We start from the raw sequence: 16,602 nt of genomic DNA, 5'->3' as shown, positions 1-16,602 counted from the left end.
CAGCCAGTGTTCCGCACAGGAGCCCTCATTCACAACCGCTTCTGTCACCGCCGCAAGAACCCCGCGCGAGGTCGAGCTGGCAGCAGCTCGGTCTCGTATCCGACGGCAACGGCGTGCGCGGCGGTCCGGGCTCGAAGTGCTCCCCGGAGCCTGGCGACGAGGAGGCCGACGGTCTGGGAGCGCACTCGGAGCGCGGTAGCGATCTCGGTGTACGAGTCCCCCCGCGCCAGCAGTTGAAGGACTGCCGCCTCATGCTCCGTCAGCTGGGGAACCCATCGGTTCAGGACGGGCCGATCGATGTGCCGGTGTTCGACCTCACACCCGACGCCCACGGTTCGCAGTTGAGTGGCGATCTCCTCGGCCACGGCAACGGATCGATGCCGGCCGCCGGTACAAAGGACATGAACATCGACGCGGTGCAGTTGTCCGCCGCTGGCCGGAGCTGGGTGCCGAAGGAGGGCCAGTGCGCGGTGCACGCTGCGGTCGACGAGCTGTTCTGCCCCGTGTGTGGCCATGACGTAGTGGCGTACCTCAGGGTCCAGGCCGGTGGAGTGGAGCATGCGCTCGCGGACGGCAGGGTCGTCAGGCGGGTTGCGGAGCGGACGGGCGTCTACGCGAAGGGCGCTGCCGCTCGGGGCGTCGTGATGACCTTCTCCGTACGAGGTGATCACCGACTGGATTAAGCCAGGGAGGCGGGCGTGGCTGCGTAAGGCGTGGTGACTCATGAGTTCAGTGTTCCGGCGCTTCATGAGCCGAGGAGGGAGTTGTCCTTGTTGCCTGTTGCCACTTTTGCCTGCACCGCTCTGCCTGGTCGGCCACGGAAAGAGCTGGTGCCCGAAAAGAGCTGTCGCTTATCGGTTGGTTAGGCGTAGCCTGCGAGCAGAGGCCGAGATCATCTGCGCAACCCCCCCGCGCTGGTGCTCGGCCTCTCATGCTGTCGATATCTCGTACGAGGCTGTGCCGGGTTCGGATGGGCGTGCCAAGTCGCCCGCCTGCTGGCGCATCTTCCTCGGCGTGAAGCCCGATGTTCCAGTTGCACGAATCAATCCAAGTCGAACCCTGTCTCGCCCGCACCTTGGATTCGCGGTCGCTGGGCGTCTGGCCACCTCGAACGTGATGATCGACTGCATGTCCACAGCCCCCGATCAACAGACACCTGCGGCAGCCCCGCTTGAGCGCCGGCCCGTCGTCCGGCCGACACGGTTCTCTGTGAACCTGCTTCCCGAGGACGTACCCGAGCGCGAGGCCTTCACCATCACCGTTGAGTACCGCGGATCCGGACGCTATCGAATCATCCGCGACGAACTGTGTTTCCTCGGCGCCGACGGGAAGTGGTCCTGGGGGTACCAGTGGCCTGGGGGTGACCGAGAGCTGGTTACCGACTCCGAACGGGACGAATACCACGCGGGACGTGACGCCTGGGTTGCCAGCCACCAGTTCGACCTTGAGACTGCACTGCACCTGGCCGAGCAGGCTGCTCCACACGTTCGGGTCATGCGTACCACCGCCGCTCAGGCGCTCGCAGACTACGTCGCGGAAATGGAGCGCACTGGCTGCGCGGACTGAGGTGAACACACGGCGCGTGTCCCCTTCTCCGCACAGAATTCGCGGACCGTCGCTTCCCCTGGGCTCCAGGGCGATGCTCGTCGGGCAACGACGACGTAACACCGTGAACGAAGAGAGTCTCCGATATGCCGAAGAAGATTCAGATCACTGGCGACGCTCGAAGCAAGCTCGCCGCCGACTTCAAGAAGAAGTACGACGCCGGCGCCTCGGTCCGAGCCATCGCGGAAGAGCAGAGGAAGTCGTACGGATTCGTCCACACTCTGCTCGGCGAAGCCAAGACGACCATGCGCAGCCGAGGTGGAGCTCTCCGGAAGGCAACCGCCTAACGGGCCGGAAAGGAAGTCGGCTGAATCCAGTTCGCAGGCAGCGGGGCCCCCACCAGGATGGTGGGGGCCCCGCTGCGGATGACCCGCTACTTGCCCTTCGCGGCTTCCTTCAGCTTGGAACCGGCCGAGACCTTCACGCTGTAGCCGGCCGGGATGTCGATCGGATCGCCGGTCTGCGGGTTACGGGCAGTACGAGCGGCACGGTGAGTGCGCTCGAAGGCGAGGAACCCAGGGATGGTGACCTTCTCGTCGCCCTTAGAGACGACGTCACCGACGACATCGGCGAAGGCTGCCAGAACAGCGTCAGCGTCCTTACGGGTCACCTCGGCCCGGTCTGCGAGCGTTGCCACCAGCTCACTGCGGTTCATGCGGTTACTCCAAAGTCTCTGAGCGTCCCCAGTCGGCAGGTGCTTCGGCCGGGGTGTCGCCATCCTCGCATCCGGCACTGACAACGGAACGGTAGTCGACGTGCCGAACGGGGCCGGCCGCCCGGCGGAGGACCGCCAGACGCTGGTGAGGACGCCGACACGCAGATGACCGCGGTCGCCACAACGGTGCCATCGGTAGGTGGATCTGCCCTCACGTCACGGCTAGCGGATAGCTGTCCGTCGACGAGGACATCAGGTGCGCTCAGGCGGATTCCGTCGGAACTCCGCTGCCTCCAGGCAGTGCGCCCAGTGCGCGAGCCCTTTCTCGATGCGCGCGAGCGCCGGGTAAGGGGTGTGCTGGAGTACCCGGGTGGCGTGGTTTAGCTCACCGGCGGCGATGGCCTCGGCAGCCTTCTGCCAAGAGATCTGAAACTGCCGCTCCATCGCTGTGTCGAAGTCGTCCTCGGGCAGCCCGGCCGTCAGGTCCTCCGGCAGTTTCAGCAGCGCTCGGGACAGGAGTGCGTCCAGGGCGCGCTCGCTCTCACTGAGGGACTCGGCTGTGCCGGTCATCTCCGGAACTTCCTCGACGGGTATGGACATGCCGTCGGCGATGGCCCGGTCCATGTCGTCGAACACGTCGGCGATGTCGGCGAGGTCTTTGGTGAGGTAGCGGATGCGGCCCAGAGCGCGTGCCATGGCCGGCAGCAGGATCTCTGCACGCTCGTGCTCGGGAAGGGAAGGCACACGGGCTCCGTCGGGTCGGATCGGCGTTTCGGGAAGTAGGGAGCACCCTATGCAGACCGAGCGGCTGGTGGTTCTGGGGGCGGAGTCGCATCGGCCGCCGAGCGCTGTTTCGCGCCACGGCGACGTAGGGCTGGCGCTCAGACGCTGGTGGCAAGGAAGTCGTGGGCGCCGCGGAGGGTGGTGCGGAGCTTGCGTTGGGTGCGGCGGCTGTCGAGGCGGACATCGAGCGCCCCGGGAAGCGTTGTGTTCGCCCGCAGGCCCTGGGCCAGTCGGGAGGGATCGAGTCGGTCGCGGCGGGCGATGAGGATGCCGAGCTCGTGGCGGGTAACGGCATGGGCGCCCCCAAGGTGGTGTACGCCGTGCGCGTCGGTGGCGGCGAGTTCCAGCAGGGCAGCAGCGAGGTCGGTGACGTGCACGGGGCAGCGGATGTCGTCGGTGAACAGCGCTCCGTCGCGGCGGCCGGCTGCGAGGTCATGGACGATGCGCACATGTGCGGAGTCGGTGCCGCCGATGATGAGCGAGGTGCGGGCGATGACGGCCGCCGGGTACAGGCGGCGTACGCCTGTCTCCGCCGCGGCCTTTGCGGCGCCGTATGCGGTCAGCGGGTCAGGATCACAGGCTTCGTCGTAGTGAACGCGGCCCAGGCCGGAGAACACCGCGTCGCTGGAGACGTGGACCAGGCGGCTGTCGTGCTGGGCCGCTGCCTTGGCTAAGCGGACAGGGCCCTCAGCTGTGACTGTCCAGTCAGCGTCGCTGCTGGTGGCGTTGATTACGACGCTGGGCCTCGCCTCAGCCATCACAGCTTCGAGGCGGTCAGGGTTCCGGAGATCCAGCTCGTACCACGTTGCAGCCGGGACGCTGCCGGGCCTGGAAGCGAAGGTCGCGGCAGTCGTATGCCCTGCTGCTGTCGATTGGCGGACCAGCTCAGCCCCTAGGAATCCACTGCCGCCGACGATCAGAACTCTCATGGCGCGACCGTAGAGGATCCTTCGCCGTCCCGACCCGGAATCGTGTAGAGCCGTAAGGCTCCGCCTCTCCTCCCGGGGCGTGCAGGCTTTCTGCCGGGACCCGCTGCAGGTCGTTGCCGGACCGTCTTAACCGTGACACCTCTCGGAGGGTGTTCGCCGAGAGCTGCTTACGCGGTTCGGCGCGGGACCGTAGCCAGAGCCCCTATCGAAATAATGTTCCCTTTCTGGATACATGCGGTTACGTTCGGTTCCACGCAAGATCGTGAGGGGGGTTTCCATGCACGCCGATACTGCTCTTCCCGGCCGGCCGCCGGGTATCCGAGAGGACGCTGACGGCCTAACGTCGCGCCAGCGCGCCGTCCTGACCTGCATCCTGAACTCCGTCCGAGAGCGCGGCTACCCGCCCTCGATGCGTGAGATCGGGCAAGCGGTGAAGCTCTCCAGCACCAGCTCGGTCGCTCACCAGCTCCAGGCACTCGAGCGCAAGAGCTTTCTGCGCCGTGACCCTCAGCGCCCGCGGGCGTATGCCCTCGCTCCCCGCGCCCAGGCCCTGGTCGACGCCCACCGGCTGCCTACGCCCTCTGACGAGGACGTGGCCGAGCGGGCCGCCCAAGCGGCGCGAGCGGCCGCCGTGGCGCATGTCCCGCTCGTAGGACGCATCGCCGCCGGACCGCCAATCCTGGCCGAACAGGATGTCCAAGACGTGCTTCCAATGCCTCGTGCGGTAGTTGGCCACGGCGACCTGTTCGCACTCCTGGTCGCCGGCCAGAGCATGATCGATGCCGGCATCCGTGATGGCGATGTGGTGACCGTGCGCCGTCAGAGCAGTGCCGAGCCCGGCGATATCGTGGCTGCTCTCCTGAGCGACGGTGAGGCGACCGTGAAGAAGCTCCGTATCGCGGACGACGGAGCATGGCTGATGCCCTGCAACCTGGCCTACAAACCGATCAGGCTGGGAGATGACGGGGCGATCCTGGGCAAGGTCGTTGCCGTCATGCGATCCGTGTGACCCTTTCCTGTCCGACGGCGGCACGAGCTGCCGGAGCTACCGCTCCTCTTCCTCGACGGCCCGGCGCATAGCCTGCCGTCCACGGTGATCAAACATGCGGCGGCACGCACCCACCCTCCGGCAGTTCGCCATCCTGCAGGGGCACCAAGGCCCCGGACCCTGCGTTGCCCCGCGCGGATGGCGCCGCCTGATCCGGCTCCCAGGGGCTGCTACGCTCGGCGCGCCCCAGAGTCTTGTGGGGCGGGCCAGCGCAGGCCCGCGTTGTCGGCCCGGCTGACGCGCTACGGAAAGGTGCTCTGCACCAGCGCATTCAGACCTTCTGAATGCCCACGGAGCTGCCATGCCTGCCGATCATGCCCGGAAAAACCTCGTACGCCGCCGCGGCGAGGCCGCCGGCGAGTCGTACACCGAAGCGGCCAAGGCCGTACGACGCGAGCGCAGTGCGTACAACCGCGCCGTCTGGGATCCGTGGATCGCTCCCCGCTGCGAAGTAACTGATCCGATCCCAGGGCATGACCCGTGGCTGTCCGGTCCGTGTCCGGAGGGCTGCCCGACGCGGGAGAACCCGGATTACCGCGCCTACCTGGAGACCCTCCCCCCGAGGGAGCGTCTGCCGCGCCCGGCGCCCGGGCGGGACCCGTACGTGTGCCCTGGCGCTGACTCATGCGCCGACGCCGGCTGCAGCTGCAACTACGTTCATCTGGCGGTTTGCCGGGACTGCGACGCTGTCTACAGCCCCGGGCTTGAATTCTCATGTCCGAACTGCGGCCGGCGGCCGGAGTAGCAAGCCTCGCCAGAGGGTCTCCTCCGCTGATCAAGCAACGGACGAGCCGGCGCTCTTCGTCGAGTACTCCTGCCGAACGCTCCAAGCGCTCTCGGCGACAGAGCGTCGGTCGTGCTCCGTACGGGCTGCGGTGAGCAGGCCCTGCCACGACGTGACGGTCGGGCGCCTGCGCAAGAGAGCGCGGCGCTCACGTTCGGTCATTCCACCCCAAACGCCATGCTCTTCCCTGTGATCGAGGGCGTATGCGAGGCATTCGGTCCGCACCGGGCAGCCAGTGCAAATAGCTTTTGCTCTGCTCTGAGCCGAGCCTTGAACGAAGAGCTCTTCCGGGTCTCCCGTCCGGCATGATCCTCGTGCACGCCAGGCTTCCTGGCCCCCCTTGCTCACTGGCCCCGCCCTCTCACCTCGTCATCCGCTCCCCCGCCAAACTCAGCAGGCAAGTGCCGCGACGCTACGCCAACCGTTTCTGCGAGGAAATAGTGGCCACGTACAGTGACCCGATCGAGTGAACAGCTGGCTAGATACCTACGTCCTACGGCTGGACCCGCAGCCCAGGCCCGGGCCGCGCTACCGACGTAGAGATCTTTCGAAGGATCGAAGGGAAGAGCACGATGCCGCAGGCACAAGATCGCAGGACCGCCAGCAGTCTTGCCTGTGGGGCTGCGGTGTGTGCCTTCCTGACGCTCGTCACCAGCACACTCTTCCTGGCTGTCACAGCCAGTGGCCTGCTGGTCGGAGCACTTATGGCGTATCGCCGGACGCTTGAGCCTCGCCCGTACTGGTACTGGCCTGCGTGGCTGACCGGCGCGACAGTGGCTGCTCTCCTCGCCACAGCAGCCGACGAGGCGGCCCGCCTTCTGCTCCTGCCTCTGGCCGCAGCCGAGGCCATCATCGGCCTCGTTCTCCTCGTTCTGTGGAGTCGCCGCCGGCACGGCCGTGGCGACTGGGTCGTCTGGCTGCCCGAGACCGGCGTCACCCTGCGCCGCGAGTGGAGCCGCCGGGCGGCGATCCACTGGGCGCAGACCGAGAGGCCCGGGACGCGGTGCGCGATCAGCCCTGCCGAGTCGTTCCCCGAGGTGGCATCCGCCACTCCGCTCTACCCGTACCGCGATCGGCCGGGGATCGCGGGTGTGCGGTCAGCCGAGCACGGCTGGACACGACCCATCGGTTGAGAGGAGCTTGGGGCGCGCTGGCACCCCAGGTGGGTTCCGACCACCGTTCGTAACCCGGGAGACGAGCGCGCCCCAAGCCGCGGCCCGGCCCTTCCTGCCCTGTCCTGAACGAGCGATGCCGCCCGGCTGTACGACTGCTTCGTCACGGCTTCTCACCACGAAGCCCACGGCGCCGGCGGCCGCAGGCAGCGGCGATGTAACCCTTCATCGAGATTCGCGGCGCCTCGCTGAGTGAGCCGTGCACGACGACGCTCCGCTGTGCACACCGTCTCGCTCAAGGGAAGCAGGACCTCTGGCATGGCCCGCTACATCAGACCCGAACCACCTTTCACGCTCGACCGCGTGGAGATGACCCAGCACCCAGCGCGCACCGTTCGCGTCCACCGGATTGCGGCCGCGTTGCAGATCCTGGGCATGAGCGCCCTGATCGGAGCGACGGCCGCGACCGGCACCACCCTCATCCACACGCTCTCGAGCAAGGCACAGACCTGGCACGAGATGGTCAGCTGGTGGCGTCCGGCGCTGGCGTTCCTCGTCCTGGTCCCCGTCGTTCTGTACGCCTGGCGCTGGGATCGCATCAAGGCCGGTTGGCTCTTTCGCGGCTACCACCTGGGCGACGAGGAGCTGTACATACGCTCCGGTCTTCTCTACCGGCGGTTCACGGTTCTGGCCTACGCCCGGATCCAGGAGGTCAACGTCGTCTCCGGCCCCATCCAGCGCCGCTATGACCTGGCCACCGTCACCATCAGCAGCGCGGCCGGGCATAACGCCATCGCCGACGTCGACCCGCAGACGGCGTACGAGCTGCGCGACCGGCTGACCGACCTCGCCCGGAAGCGGAGGCTGCCGGTATGACGCTGTCGCCCTTGCAGGGCCGCCTGCATCCGGCCACCCCGTTGCGGCGCAGTTGGGCCGTGCTCGCCGCACTTGCAGGTCTGGCGTACCAGCAGCACAACCTGTTCAGCGTGGGGACTTCAGACGCGAGGAACAAGATCGACGTGCCCCTTTGGGTCGCCTGTACAGCCGTAACGGTGGTTGTCGCGGTCGTCCTGAGCCTGTTCATTACGTCGTGGAGACTGAGCCACTACAGCCTGGATGGTGACGAACTCGAGTACCGCAGTGGCCTGGTCTTCAAGGTCCGGCGTCACTGCGAGCTTCACCACGTCCAGAGCGTCGACATTGGCCAGCCCTTCTTCGGCAGGCTTCTTGGGGTCTGCACCCTCCGAGTCGTGATGTCGGGCACGACGATGACCCTCTCCTACCTCACCCTCAATCAGGCGAGAGCGCTCAAGGCCCGTATCCTCGCCGAAGACACCGCCGATGAGCGGCTTCACCGGGTCAGGACTGCGGACCTGGTCGTGGCTCTCCTCCTTGATCTCGGAACGAACCTCAAGTCGCTCCTCCTCGTCGGAATCGGCGTAGGCCCGTACGTTCTCTCCGGCGAGCTGTTCACCCTCTCGACGCTGGTCGCCTTTGTGCCCAAGGTGTGGAAGCTGACGGGACGGCGGCTCTTCACCTACAGCCGGTGGTCAGTCACCCGCATCGCCGAGGGCAGCTATCGCACCGATCATGGCCTGTTCGACACCCAGCAGTACACCTACCGAACCTCCCGCGTCGCATCTATCGAACTTCATCAGCCCGTTCTGTGGCGACGGTTCAACTGGGTCGAGGTGCGAGTGGCCGTGGCCGGAGCGGGAAGACCTGGCGTGCTGCTGCCTGTGTGCCCGCGCACCGTCGCCGAGAAGTTGGTGCTTCACCTCCTTGGTGCGGACGCCGTGGCCCATCTCCACGCTCCCATTCCGGCGCCTGGGAAGGCCCGCAGGGCGACGCTCTTTCACAGGGCGCTCGGCTACCGCCTCGGCAATGGGTACTTCGCCACTTGGCGCGGCTACTTCTTCCGTAACAGCATCACGATCTGCCCCGCTGACCGAATTCAAACGGTCAGCGTTCGACAGGGGCCATGGCAGCGCAGACTCGGCCTCGCCAACGTGCACGCGCACATGGCAGGAGGGAACCGCGTGTCAGCAGTCCACCGCACATCTGCCGAGTCAACCGATCTTGCGCAGCACCTGCACCAGGCGTCGACGCTTCATTGACCTCGGCCTCAACGTCGATCGCGGGGTTCCGTACCCCGGGCCAGCCCGTTTTCGGGCCTGTAGACGACTGTCGTGAGGATGGCCGGAAGGCGCGTACGCGCCTTCCGGCAGAGGCCACCATAAGGGTGTAACGCTCGTCTGCCTCAGGAGAACCGCGTCTGTGATCCGCGCTCACCATCGACTCAAGGGCGGGGCCGCCCAGCTCGGCGCTGCTGGCCCTGGCCTGTCCGGCCCATTCGGCATCTGGCCCGCCGACGACCACCAGGACGACGAGGACCAGGAGCGCAAGCTCACCGTCGACCGCACGCACGAGACGAGCACCTGATGACCAGTGAGGACCACGGCACCGCCGGCCCGTACACCGAGTACGACAACCTGCCGGTGCTGCATGCCGGGGAGAAGGACCTGCCGCTGCTGCACCCGTACGGCACCGTGGAGGTCGGCGGCCGCTACGTCACACCCGGCGGCGGGCGGCTGACCGTCAGGAGGATGGCAAGCACCTCCAGATCACACTGGACCACCTTGGTTGCCCGGCCCAGCTCACCGCAGAGAAGACCGCCCTCTTCGAGCGGCTCGGTCTCGCTGCTGAGGACACTGCCTGCACGCCGGGTGCCGTCACCACGTCGCTGTCGCGGGGGCGGTGCTGCGCTCCTTCGCACTACGAACCGGCAGCATCGAGCTCACCACCTTCGTTCGGGCCGCACTCGCCATTGAACTCGGCGACGAGCGCCCCGTCGACCGGCTCCTGAAGGACATCGAGGCGCTGGCTGGCCCCGTGCGACGCACGGCCCCCAAGGAACACGGCAGCCCCGCCGATTGAGGTTCGCCAGCCCCATCCGACCAGCGGGTCCAGGAAGCGCTCGTGGGCGGCAGGGACTCGGCAGACCTCACGCGGAGGAACTGATGGACCACGATCTTGCTGCCGACCTTCACTGCCGCGCTGAGCAGGACCAGGTGGCCCGCCGACGGATGCTCGAGACCGGCGACGGCCGCGACCTTGTCCGGGTCGACGCCGACAACACCGCTTGGCTCAGACAGGCCATCGCGACGCATGGCTGGTTAGGAATCAGCCTGGTCGGGGAGCAGGGAGCCGACGAAGCGTGGCTTCTGGCGCAGCACGCCGACCGTGATCTCGATCTTCAACGTCAGGTGCTCGGTCTCCTTCAGGAGGCTGTTGCGGATGGCGAGGCCCTGCCTCGCCATCTTGCCTACCTCACCGACCGGGTTCTGGTCGCAGCCGGTGAGCCGCAGGTGTACGGGACTCAGTACACCAAAGCCCCGGGCGGGAAGCTGCAGCCGTGTGCCGTGGCCGATCCCGAGCAGCTCGACGCTCGGCGTGCCGCAGTGGGCTTGGAATCCGCTGCGGAGTACGACAGGCGTATGCGCGTCCGCGATGCCGAGGCTGTCTGATGCAGAAGCTGATGGGCGGGGTGAATTCGCCGGTGGTGTGTCGGCCCTGAACGAATCAGGCTGAATGAGGCCGACGGCCCGGCCACTCCGAAGGAGCCCCTCGACTATGACCGCCTCTCACACCACCACGATCGCCGTTCCCAGCCCGGGATGCTCCAAGGCCTCCGGCCTGATAGCGCCGGTCTCGGCGTCCTCACCGACCCCGGTGGCGGCAGCTCCGGCCGGCGCCCGGTGCCCCCGCTGTAACCGCGATGCGCTGTACGGCCTGGAGTGCGCGCACTGCGGCCGTGTCATCATCACCGGCCTGATCGGAGGTCCGCGCCTGTGCCCAGCAGAGGAGCGCGCGCTCGCCACCGGACGTCCGTACTGCCCGAAGTGCTACACAGCCGACGTCCAGCTGTACGTCACGGGGGCCGGCGACATGTGCGGCCCGTGTGCGGTCCGAATCTTGGGACGCCGAGTATCGGACCTTACGCCGGTCGCGGAGACGCCCCGGGCGTGACCCGTGGGATAGTGCCGACGTCTCGGTCGTCCTAACCGGCGTGCTGGACGTCCAGCCGCAGACCATGGGCTTCGGCCACGTGATCATCCCGAACCACGGGGTTAGCCCCGGGCCCGCAGCAACCACGAAGCCTGCGACCGAACAGGGCGGTCGCAGGCCATGGCAGTCAGCTGGAGCGGTGAGCTACGCGGCGCCGTAGGCGACGTGTAGTCGGGCGGCGAAGCTGCGGATGTCCGATGCGCTGAAGGTAGTCACCTCAGCATCCGGATCGTCATCGACAGTGATCTCCCACTGCCCATGAGAGGTAGCAGCGGCGTGGATGGGCGGGCGGAACATCCACTCCAGGTCGATGCCGCGCCGTATCACGACGCCTACGACGTGCGCGCGGAGCACCGTACTGCCCGTGCCTCCGGGGCCCCTGAGCCGGTCGGCGAGCGCCTCGGTGGCGTCATCACCAGCGCCCCCGGGGGCTGATGTGAAGCCCGGGGAACTGGTACGTCAGACCCGGAAGGCCAAGGGCCTCACGCTCGCCGAGCTGGGCAAGATGACCGGATACTCCGGGGCGCAGGTCTCCCGGTACGAGCGGGGTATCTCACCGATGACCGACGTCGACGTCCTGCGATGCTTCGCCGACGCCCTTGAACTCCCGCACCACGCATTCGGCCTGACGCCGCCCGCTCCCCAGCCGGACACTCGACATGGTCAGCCGATCGGCGCAATCAGCGTCTTTCCCCGACTCCCCGCCCCTAGGGTAGTTACACAGGGCGGGAGGACGGTGAAGGACCGGTGCGTCGACGCAAGTTGCTCGCGGGCCTGGCGGCCACGGCCGCCGCCCCATTGCTCGGGAGCGGATCCGTGCAGGCCGACGAGGCCCTGCTGGGCGAGCTGCTCGTCACCCGGCTCCGGGACGCGATGCTCGGACTGGGGACGGCCGCGGCCGCGCCGTCATCGCCCGAGGCGCTCGCTACCGACTTCACCCGCGCGCTCGCCGATTTCGACGCCTGCCGCTACGCCTCCCTGGCCGTGCGCCTGCCCCGCCTCATCCGCGTCGGCCACGCGCTCTCCACCAGCGGCGGCGACACGGAGCAGCACACCCTCTTGGCCAAGACCTACCTCCTGGCCACCCGCATGCTCGTGAAGATGGACGAGCAGCAGCTCGGCTGGATGGCCGCCGACCGCGCCCAGCAGCTCGCGCAGTCGACGGGAGACGTCCTCGCGGTCGCCGAGTCCGCGCGCCAGCTGGCCGTCCTCGCCAGGAAGGCGGGATGGCACGACCAAGCGCTGTCCATCGCGCTCTCCGCCGCTGATCACCCGGATCTCCGAGGCACCGGACGCGCCGGGGCCGCGGTCCGCGGCCTCCTGGTCCAGAGTGCGTCATATACCCTCGCGCGCCGCGGGGACCGGGACGGAATGCGGGAGCTGACCGACGAAGCCGCCGCCCTCGCCAAGGAACTAGGCGCCACCCTGCTGCGCGACCACGGCGGCGGCTTCAGCCCCCTCACTGTGCAACTCCACAGGATCAGCGCCGAGAACCACGCCGACGATCCCCGGGCCGCGCTCGATGCCGCTCGCGCGATCTCGCTGAAGGCACTCCCCAGCGTCGAACGCCGCTCCCGCGCCCTCGGCGACATCGCCGTCACCTACGACCGTCTTGGCCGCCGCAGTGACTGCGTCCGCACACTGTTGGCCGCTGAGCGATGCGCTCCACAGGAGACCCACGCTCGCCCCGCGACGAAGACCTTGATCTCCAGTTTGCTGGTGTCCGGGCCTACGTCGACAGAACTGCGTGGCCTCGCCGAACGCAGCGGCGTTCTCGTCTGAGGAGGAAGCACTGACCGGCCAGCGTCACCAGGGGCGGCGGAGCGCTGACGGCCCGCATCACATTGAGGACACCCTGCGCCCGCAGGTGGTTGTTGGTGGCCCGCCCGGGACGACGTGCGAAGGGCCTCCGGGCGGGCTCCGCTGTCAACGATGCCAGCTCGCACTGTTGCGGCTGGTCGAGGCACGACCGAAGTCGGGCTTGAGGTGCCGTCCGTTGGACGGCAGACTCGGTCCCGGAGAACAGCCGGCCTCCCACTGGTCCCGCGATAGCGGGGATGCAGCCCGCTCCCGGCACGGGCCTGCCCGCGCGCCGTCAACCGTGAGCGCGATCCGCACGTCTGGGGAGGAACCGCTATGCCCGCCACCGACGAACACACCGATGCCTTGCCGCCGGCCGATGCCGTGCACGTAGCCTGGTCGCTGGTGCTGGCGGCGGGCGAGCCGTCGGCTCGCCGCAAGAAGGCCATCCGGTTCATCAAGAACTATCGCCCTGTCCCGGCTATGGAAGATACCCACCGCGCGACGGTCTTCCTCATCGGGTCGGTCGCCGGGTTGTACCTGGGGAACCGGCAGACGGCCGCCGAGGACCCGGACGGCATCGCCGAGCTGCGGCAGGTGCTCGTCGGGCGGATCGTCGGCAACAGCGCAGTCGAGGACCTGCCCGCGCAGGACCAGGCGGAGGCGGTCGCCTTCATCACTGAACTCATCGGGCAGCTCCCTGCGGACTCGGAGCTGGATGTCCTGGCCTGGTACTACGGCTGGCGGGCGGAGAGGGCGGACCGTGGCGAGCAGCCCGGCCCGCACCACACGGCCGCCCTGACGTGCGCGCTGCTCGCCGTGGTCGATCTCGGCGACCTGGCCAACGACAGGCCGATCATGCGGGACATCGTGGACCAGGCGGTGCAGCAGAACTTCCGTCTTCCGTAAGAGGCCCGGCAGTAGGGCGCCGCGGACGTGCCGGCCTTGGGGCACTCCCCCGGCCCATCATGTTGTCGACACCGATGCCCGCTGCGAGACCCTTCTGCGGGAAGTCGTGAGTTGCTCCAACCACGCTGCCGTGTGGTTGCCAGCCGATCTCTGGCCCTCTCCCCATGGGTAGAGGGCCAGAGCCCTACCAGGGTCGGTGCGAGACTCTCAGTTCTCGTTGTCCGGCTTCAAGCCGAGCACGTTGGAGATGAGCGGCACACCGATCGACAGGGTGAACACCGGACCCAGGGAATGGGGGGTCAGGGTGCTGCCGATCTCATCGAAGTGGTCGGCCAGAGTGCCCTCTTCGAAGCCGTCGCTCAGGAGGTCCCAGGGCGAGTGACCGTGGGGTCGTTCCCGGAACTGGGTAGCCGTGGTGACGGCGTAGCAGATGGCAGCTGGCCACAGCTGTTCGACCAGATAGTCCCGCGCTGCTGGGTTGCTGTCCTCCTCGTCCTCTTCCAGGGTGTTGGCCACTTCGGCACGGAAGCGGTCACGCAGGTCGGGGTGGGCGGCCTCGACCGCGCTGACGAGAGTGCCCAGACTGGTGCCTGGGCCCAGGCCCTGCAGGGCAGGCGGCAAGTCGCCAGGCGGAAGCCACACCCATACCTGGCCCGGGTCGAACCAGGGGCCGTTCTTGAGTTAGCTCAGGTTCGGTTGACGAGATCCCGCTGATCATGATGATCGGCGGGATCTTTGTCGTTTCCGGTGCCTGTTCGAGGTTGTTCGGGGTGGTGGATGGCGGGCGGGCGAAGGTGTGAGCGTGCTGACTCGCTGTCGTGCGGTTGTGTGAGCATGACGGCCAGCCCCGGGGCCCCGGGGCTGGCCGTCATGAGCCTGTGCGGTTGTTTCGCGGGCCGGTCATCATCTGGGCGGGGGCGGCCGTCCTGTCACTGCGGGCGGATCGGTATCCGCGCCGGCCGGTGGCGGGGCGGCCGTGTAGTCGGTGTCCGCGAGGTGGCTGCCGGTGCGCTGGTAGAGCCAGGTGTCGAGGATGTCGAGGTTGCCGGCGGTGACCATGAGGGCGACCAGGAGGGTCTGGGCGACCTGGCCTGGTGCTGGGCGGTGTTTCGGGTTCCCGATGTCGATCTCTTCGCCTTTGAGGCGGCCGTGGATTCCTTCGTTGTGGCTGCGGATGGGCTTGTAGGACGCGATCCAGGCGCTGGTCATGTAGTGGTCGTCCTGCCGGAACTTCGCCACCAGGCGGTCACCGCGGGCGTCGGCGGGGACAGTGATGTCGGACTTGCCGCAGACAGCCGGCAGCTCCTTGGCGGATGGAGGGGCGAGCCATTCGGCCTCGGGGAGTTGGACGGTGGGCCGTGCGGCGGGGTGGGCGGCTCTTGCGCGGCTGTCGGCGAGGTTGATGACAGCCGGCGGTGGGCCCAAACGGCGCGGCTTGTGCGGGAAGAGCCGGTCGCGACGAGCGCAGTTCACCGTCGGCGACGGACCGGCTGCCGGGCAGTGGAGCCGGACGGCGCCGCGGGCGTCTGGTCCTTGCTTGGTCTTGAGGAAGTACGGAACCCGCTCCGCGACCGCCTCCCGCAGGGTCTCGGACGGCAGACGTACCGTGGCATCGTCCGCGCCCTGGGTGGCTCGGGCCAGTGCGGCGGGCATGTGGGGGCAGGCCAGGGAGCCGTCGATGAGCAAGGCGCCTTGCCAGCTGCCTTGTTGTCCGCGGTTTTCGACCTTGTAGTCCAGAGCGAGGCGGTAGCCGAGGCGGCGTACCGGTATTTGGAACTTCTCGGGTGCGCATCCGGTGTAGGCGCGGTCGGCCGCGCAGGTCCCAGGCGGCAGGCCGAGTCCGGCGAGCTGGGTCAGCGCGGTGACGGCGTTGGGGCCGGTGCGGACCGTGGGGGTGTCCAGCACCAGGCCGACGCACATCTGCGGGTAGGACAGCGGTCTGCCCGCACTCTCGCCGGGACGTCGGCGATGGGCGGCGACGACAAAGCTGGCGCTGTAGCCGAAGACCGGTTCGTCGGAGCCTCCGCTGTAGTGCCAGCCCGCGGTGATCTCCACCGAGGCGGTCTCGGTGCGTTCGCTGTCGGGGTGGGCCAGGACTGGGATCGGAGTCGCGTCCACGCCCACGTCACCGCGCCAGCCGCGCAGGTAGCCGCGTGCCCGAGCGAGACGGACGGGGGCCAGGACGAGCTGGTTGGCCAGGTGCTGGAGCCGCTCGGCGGCCTGACGTCCGGACGGGACGTCCCAGGCATCCGCGTAGGCGTCGGCGACCGGCTGGGGGAGGCGGGAGCGGCGGTCGCAGCGGGCCGGGTCCAGCACGGTGGTGATGCGGTTGAAGCCCCGGTAGAGGCGGCGGCTGGCCGCGATGGACTCTCGCGCGGTGGCGGGCGGGTCCTGCGGGATGCCCAGCCAGGTGCGGGCCCGGGCCTCCAGACGGAAGTGCAGGATCCGCCAGGCTTCGGCGATGGTGGCCCGGCCGCTGAAGTAGGAGGCCAGCAACAGCCCGGCCAGAACCGTGCGCGGCCGCACCCCAGGAGGCCCTGGCCGCCCCTCGATCAGCATTTCCAGTTGTTGCGGCACCCCGGAGCGGTCCAGCAGCGCCAGCATCTGGCCGACCTTGGAGTCCTCGATCTTGGTCAGCTTCCCGGGATGGACGCGGGGCCGCAGGGCCCGCGCGGCCTCCTCGTCCCGGGCCGGTCGCGGCATCACCGGCGTTGCCCGTGCAGCAGCCGGATGACCTCCTCCCTGGGTAGGGGCGGGACCCAGCGGTGGTAGGGAGCGAGCCCGGCCGGCGACGTCATGCCCGCGGCCTCGGCGACCACGGCCGGGCTGATGCCCTCGGCCAGCAGGCCGACGATCCACGTCGAGCGGAGACGCCGGGCCGACAGCGACGGCAGCGGGCTCGGCGGCCG

17 protein-coding genes and 3 pseudogenes are annotated in these 16,602 nt (G+C 68.3%); 12 read left to right on the top strand and 8 right to left on the bottom strand.

Annotated elements, in window-relative coordinates; genetic code table 11:
* Nucleotides 1–44: 44 nt before the first annotated feature.
* Nucleotides 45–725 (bottom strand): RapZ C-terminal domain-containing protein, encoded by a 681-nt coding sequence (locus VN520_RS30840; protein WP_325750234.1) that lies wholly within the window; start codon nucleotides 723–725, stop codon nucleotides 45–47.
* 403 nt (nucleotides 726–1,128) lie between these two features.
* Here VN520_RS30840 and VN520_RS30835 point away from each other — a divergent pair, with 403 nt between their 5' ends.
* A complete protein-coding gene (locus tag VN520_RS30835) occupies nucleotides 1,129–1,566 on the top strand; it encodes a hypothetical protein (RefSeq protein WP_325750233.1) in 438 nt (145 codons plus the stop codon).
* A 125-nt stretch (nucleotides 1,567–1,691) separates the two neighbouring features.
* Nucleotides 1,692–1,892: a helix-turn-helix domain-containing protein gene (locus tag VN520_RS30830; protein ID WP_325750232.1), complete on the top strand. Its 201-nt coding sequence runs from the start codon at nucleotides 1,692–1,694 to the stop codon at nucleotides 1,890–1,892.
* Between the two features lie 86 nt (nucleotides 1,893–1,978).
* Here VN520_RS30830 and VN520_RS30825 read toward each other — a convergent pair whose 3' ends face one another.
* The 3 genes from VN520_RS30825 to VN520_RS30815 form a co-directional block, all read right to left on the bottom strand.
* Nucleotides 1,979–2,260, bottom strand: a complete 282-nt coding sequence (locus tag VN520_RS30825; protein WP_325750231.1) for an HU family DNA-binding protein — start codon at nucleotides 2,258–2,260, stop codon at nucleotides 1,979–1,981.
* 252 nt (nucleotides 2,261–2,512) lie between these two features.
* Nucleotides 2,513–3,004 carry a hypothetical protein gene (locus tag VN520_RS30820; RefSeq protein WP_325750230.1) on the bottom strand — a complete coding sequence of 164 codons (492 nt, stop codon included), beginning with the start codon at nucleotides 3,002–3,004 and terminating at the stop codon, nucleotides 2,513–2,515.
* A gap of 137 nt (nucleotides 3,005–3,141) precedes the next feature.
* Nucleotides 3,142–3,972, bottom strand: a complete 831-nt coding sequence (locus VN520_RS30815; protein WP_325750229.1) for an SDR family oxidoreductase — start codon at nucleotides 3,970–3,972, stop codon at nucleotides 3,142–3,144.
* 232 nt (nucleotides 3,973–4,204) lie between these two features.
* On the opposite strand from VN520_RS30815, the gene lexA reads away from it, so the two are divergent.
* Entirely contained in the window at nucleotides 4,205–4,981 is a 777-nt protein-coding gene (gene lexA, locus VN520_RS30810) for a transcriptional repressor LexA (protein WP_325750228.1), read from the top strand.
* Between the two features lie 814 nt (nucleotides 4,982–5,795).
* Here the strand turns inward: lexA and VN520_RS30805 are convergent.
* Nucleotides 5,796–6,152 (bottom strand): WhiB family transcriptional regulator, encoded by a 357-nt coding sequence (locus VN520_RS30805; protein ID WP_325750227.1) that lies wholly within the window; start codon nucleotides 6,150–6,152, stop codon nucleotides 5,796–5,798.
* Between the two features lie 224 nt (nucleotides 6,153–6,376).
* On the opposite strand from VN520_RS30805, the gene VN520_RS30800 reads away from it, so the two are divergent.
* The 9 genes and pseudogenes from VN520_RS30800 (at nucleotide 6,377) to VN520_RS30760 (ending at nucleotide 13,693) form a co-directional block, all read left to right on the top strand.
* Complete coding sequence (locus tag VN520_RS30800) at nucleotides 6,377–6,937, top strand: hypothetical protein (protein ID WP_325750226.1); 561 nt, start codon at nucleotides 6,377–6,379, stop codon at nucleotides 6,935–6,937.
* A 297-nt stretch (nucleotides 6,938–7,234) separates the two neighbouring features.
* Nucleotides 7,235–7,792, top strand: coding sequence for a PH domain-containing protein (locus VN520_RS30795; protein ID WP_325750225.1), 558 nt, complete (start codon nucleotides 7,235–7,237; stop codon nucleotides 7,790–7,792).
* Nucleotides 7,789–9,033: a PH domain-containing protein gene (locus tag VN520_RS30790; RefSeq protein ID WP_325750224.1), complete on the top strand. Its 1,245-nt coding sequence runs from the start codon at nucleotides 7,789–7,791 to the stop codon at nucleotides 9,031–9,033. Before VN520_RS30795 ends, VN520_RS30790 begins: the two co-directional genes overlap by 4 nt.
* 160 nt (nucleotides 9,034–9,193) lie before the next feature.
* Nucleotides 9,194–9,358 (top strand): hypothetical protein, encoded by a 165-nt coding sequence (locus tag VN520_RS30785; RefSeq protein WP_325750223.1) that lies wholly within the window; start codon nucleotides 9,194–9,196, stop codon nucleotides 9,356–9,358.
* Nucleotides 9,358–9,853: pseudogene (locus tag VN520_RS39735) on the top strand (DUF6420 family protein). Before VN520_RS30785 ends, VN520_RS39735 begins: the two are co-directional and overlap by 1 nt.
* 83 nt (nucleotides 9,854–9,936) lie before the next feature.
* Nucleotides 9,937–10,443, top strand: coding sequence for a DUF6624 domain-containing protein (locus tag VN520_RS30770; protein WP_325750220.1), 507 nt, complete (start codon nucleotides 9,937–9,939; stop codon nucleotides 10,441–10,443).
* Nucleotides 10,444–11,264: 821 nt separating this feature from the next.
* Nucleotides 11,265–11,537 (top strand): annotated as a pseudogene (locus VN520_RS39730) (helix-turn-helix domain-containing protein); the annotation flags it as partial.
* A 194-nt stretch (nucleotides 11,538–11,731) separates the two neighbouring features.
* On the top strand, nucleotides 11,732–12,766 hold the full coding sequence (locus tag VN520_RS30765) for an XRE family transcriptional regulator (RefSeq protein ID WP_325750219.1): 1,035 nt from the start codon (nucleotides 11,732–11,734) through the stop codon (nucleotides 12,764–12,766).
* Between the two features lie 354 nt (nucleotides 12,767–13,120).
* Nucleotides 13,121–13,693, top strand: a complete 573-nt coding sequence (locus VN520_RS30760) for a hypothetical protein (RefSeq protein WP_325750218.1) — start codon at nucleotides 13,121–13,123, stop codon at nucleotides 13,691–13,693.
* A 207-nt stretch (nucleotides 13,694–13,900) separates the two neighbouring features.
* Here VN520_RS30760 and VN520_RS30755 read toward each other — a convergent pair whose 3' ends face one another.
* The 3 genes and pseudogenes from VN520_RS30755 to VN520_RS30745 form a co-directional block, all read right to left on the bottom strand.
* Entirely contained in the window at nucleotides 13,901–14,314 is a 414-nt protein-coding gene (locus VN520_RS30755; RefSeq protein WP_325750217.1) for a hypothetical protein, read from the bottom strand.
* Nucleotides 14,315–14,596: 282 nt separating this feature from the next.
* A complete protein-coding gene (locus VN520_RS30750) occupies nucleotides 14,597–16,396 on the bottom strand; it encodes a hypothetical protein (protein ID WP_325750216.1) in 1,800 nt (599 codons plus the stop codon).
* A pseudogene (locus tag VN520_RS30745) lies at nucleotides 16,396–16,602 on the bottom strand (hypothetical protein); the annotation flags it as partial. The gene VN520_RS30750 and the pseudogene VN520_RS30745, both read right to left, overlap by 1 nt.

This window comes from Streptomyces sp., assembly GCF_035563135.1.
Lineage (GTDB): Bacteria > Actinomycetota > Actinomycetes > Streptomycetales > Streptomycetaceae > Streptomyces.
This window is presented reverse-complemented; position numbering and strand designations above follow the sequence as displayed.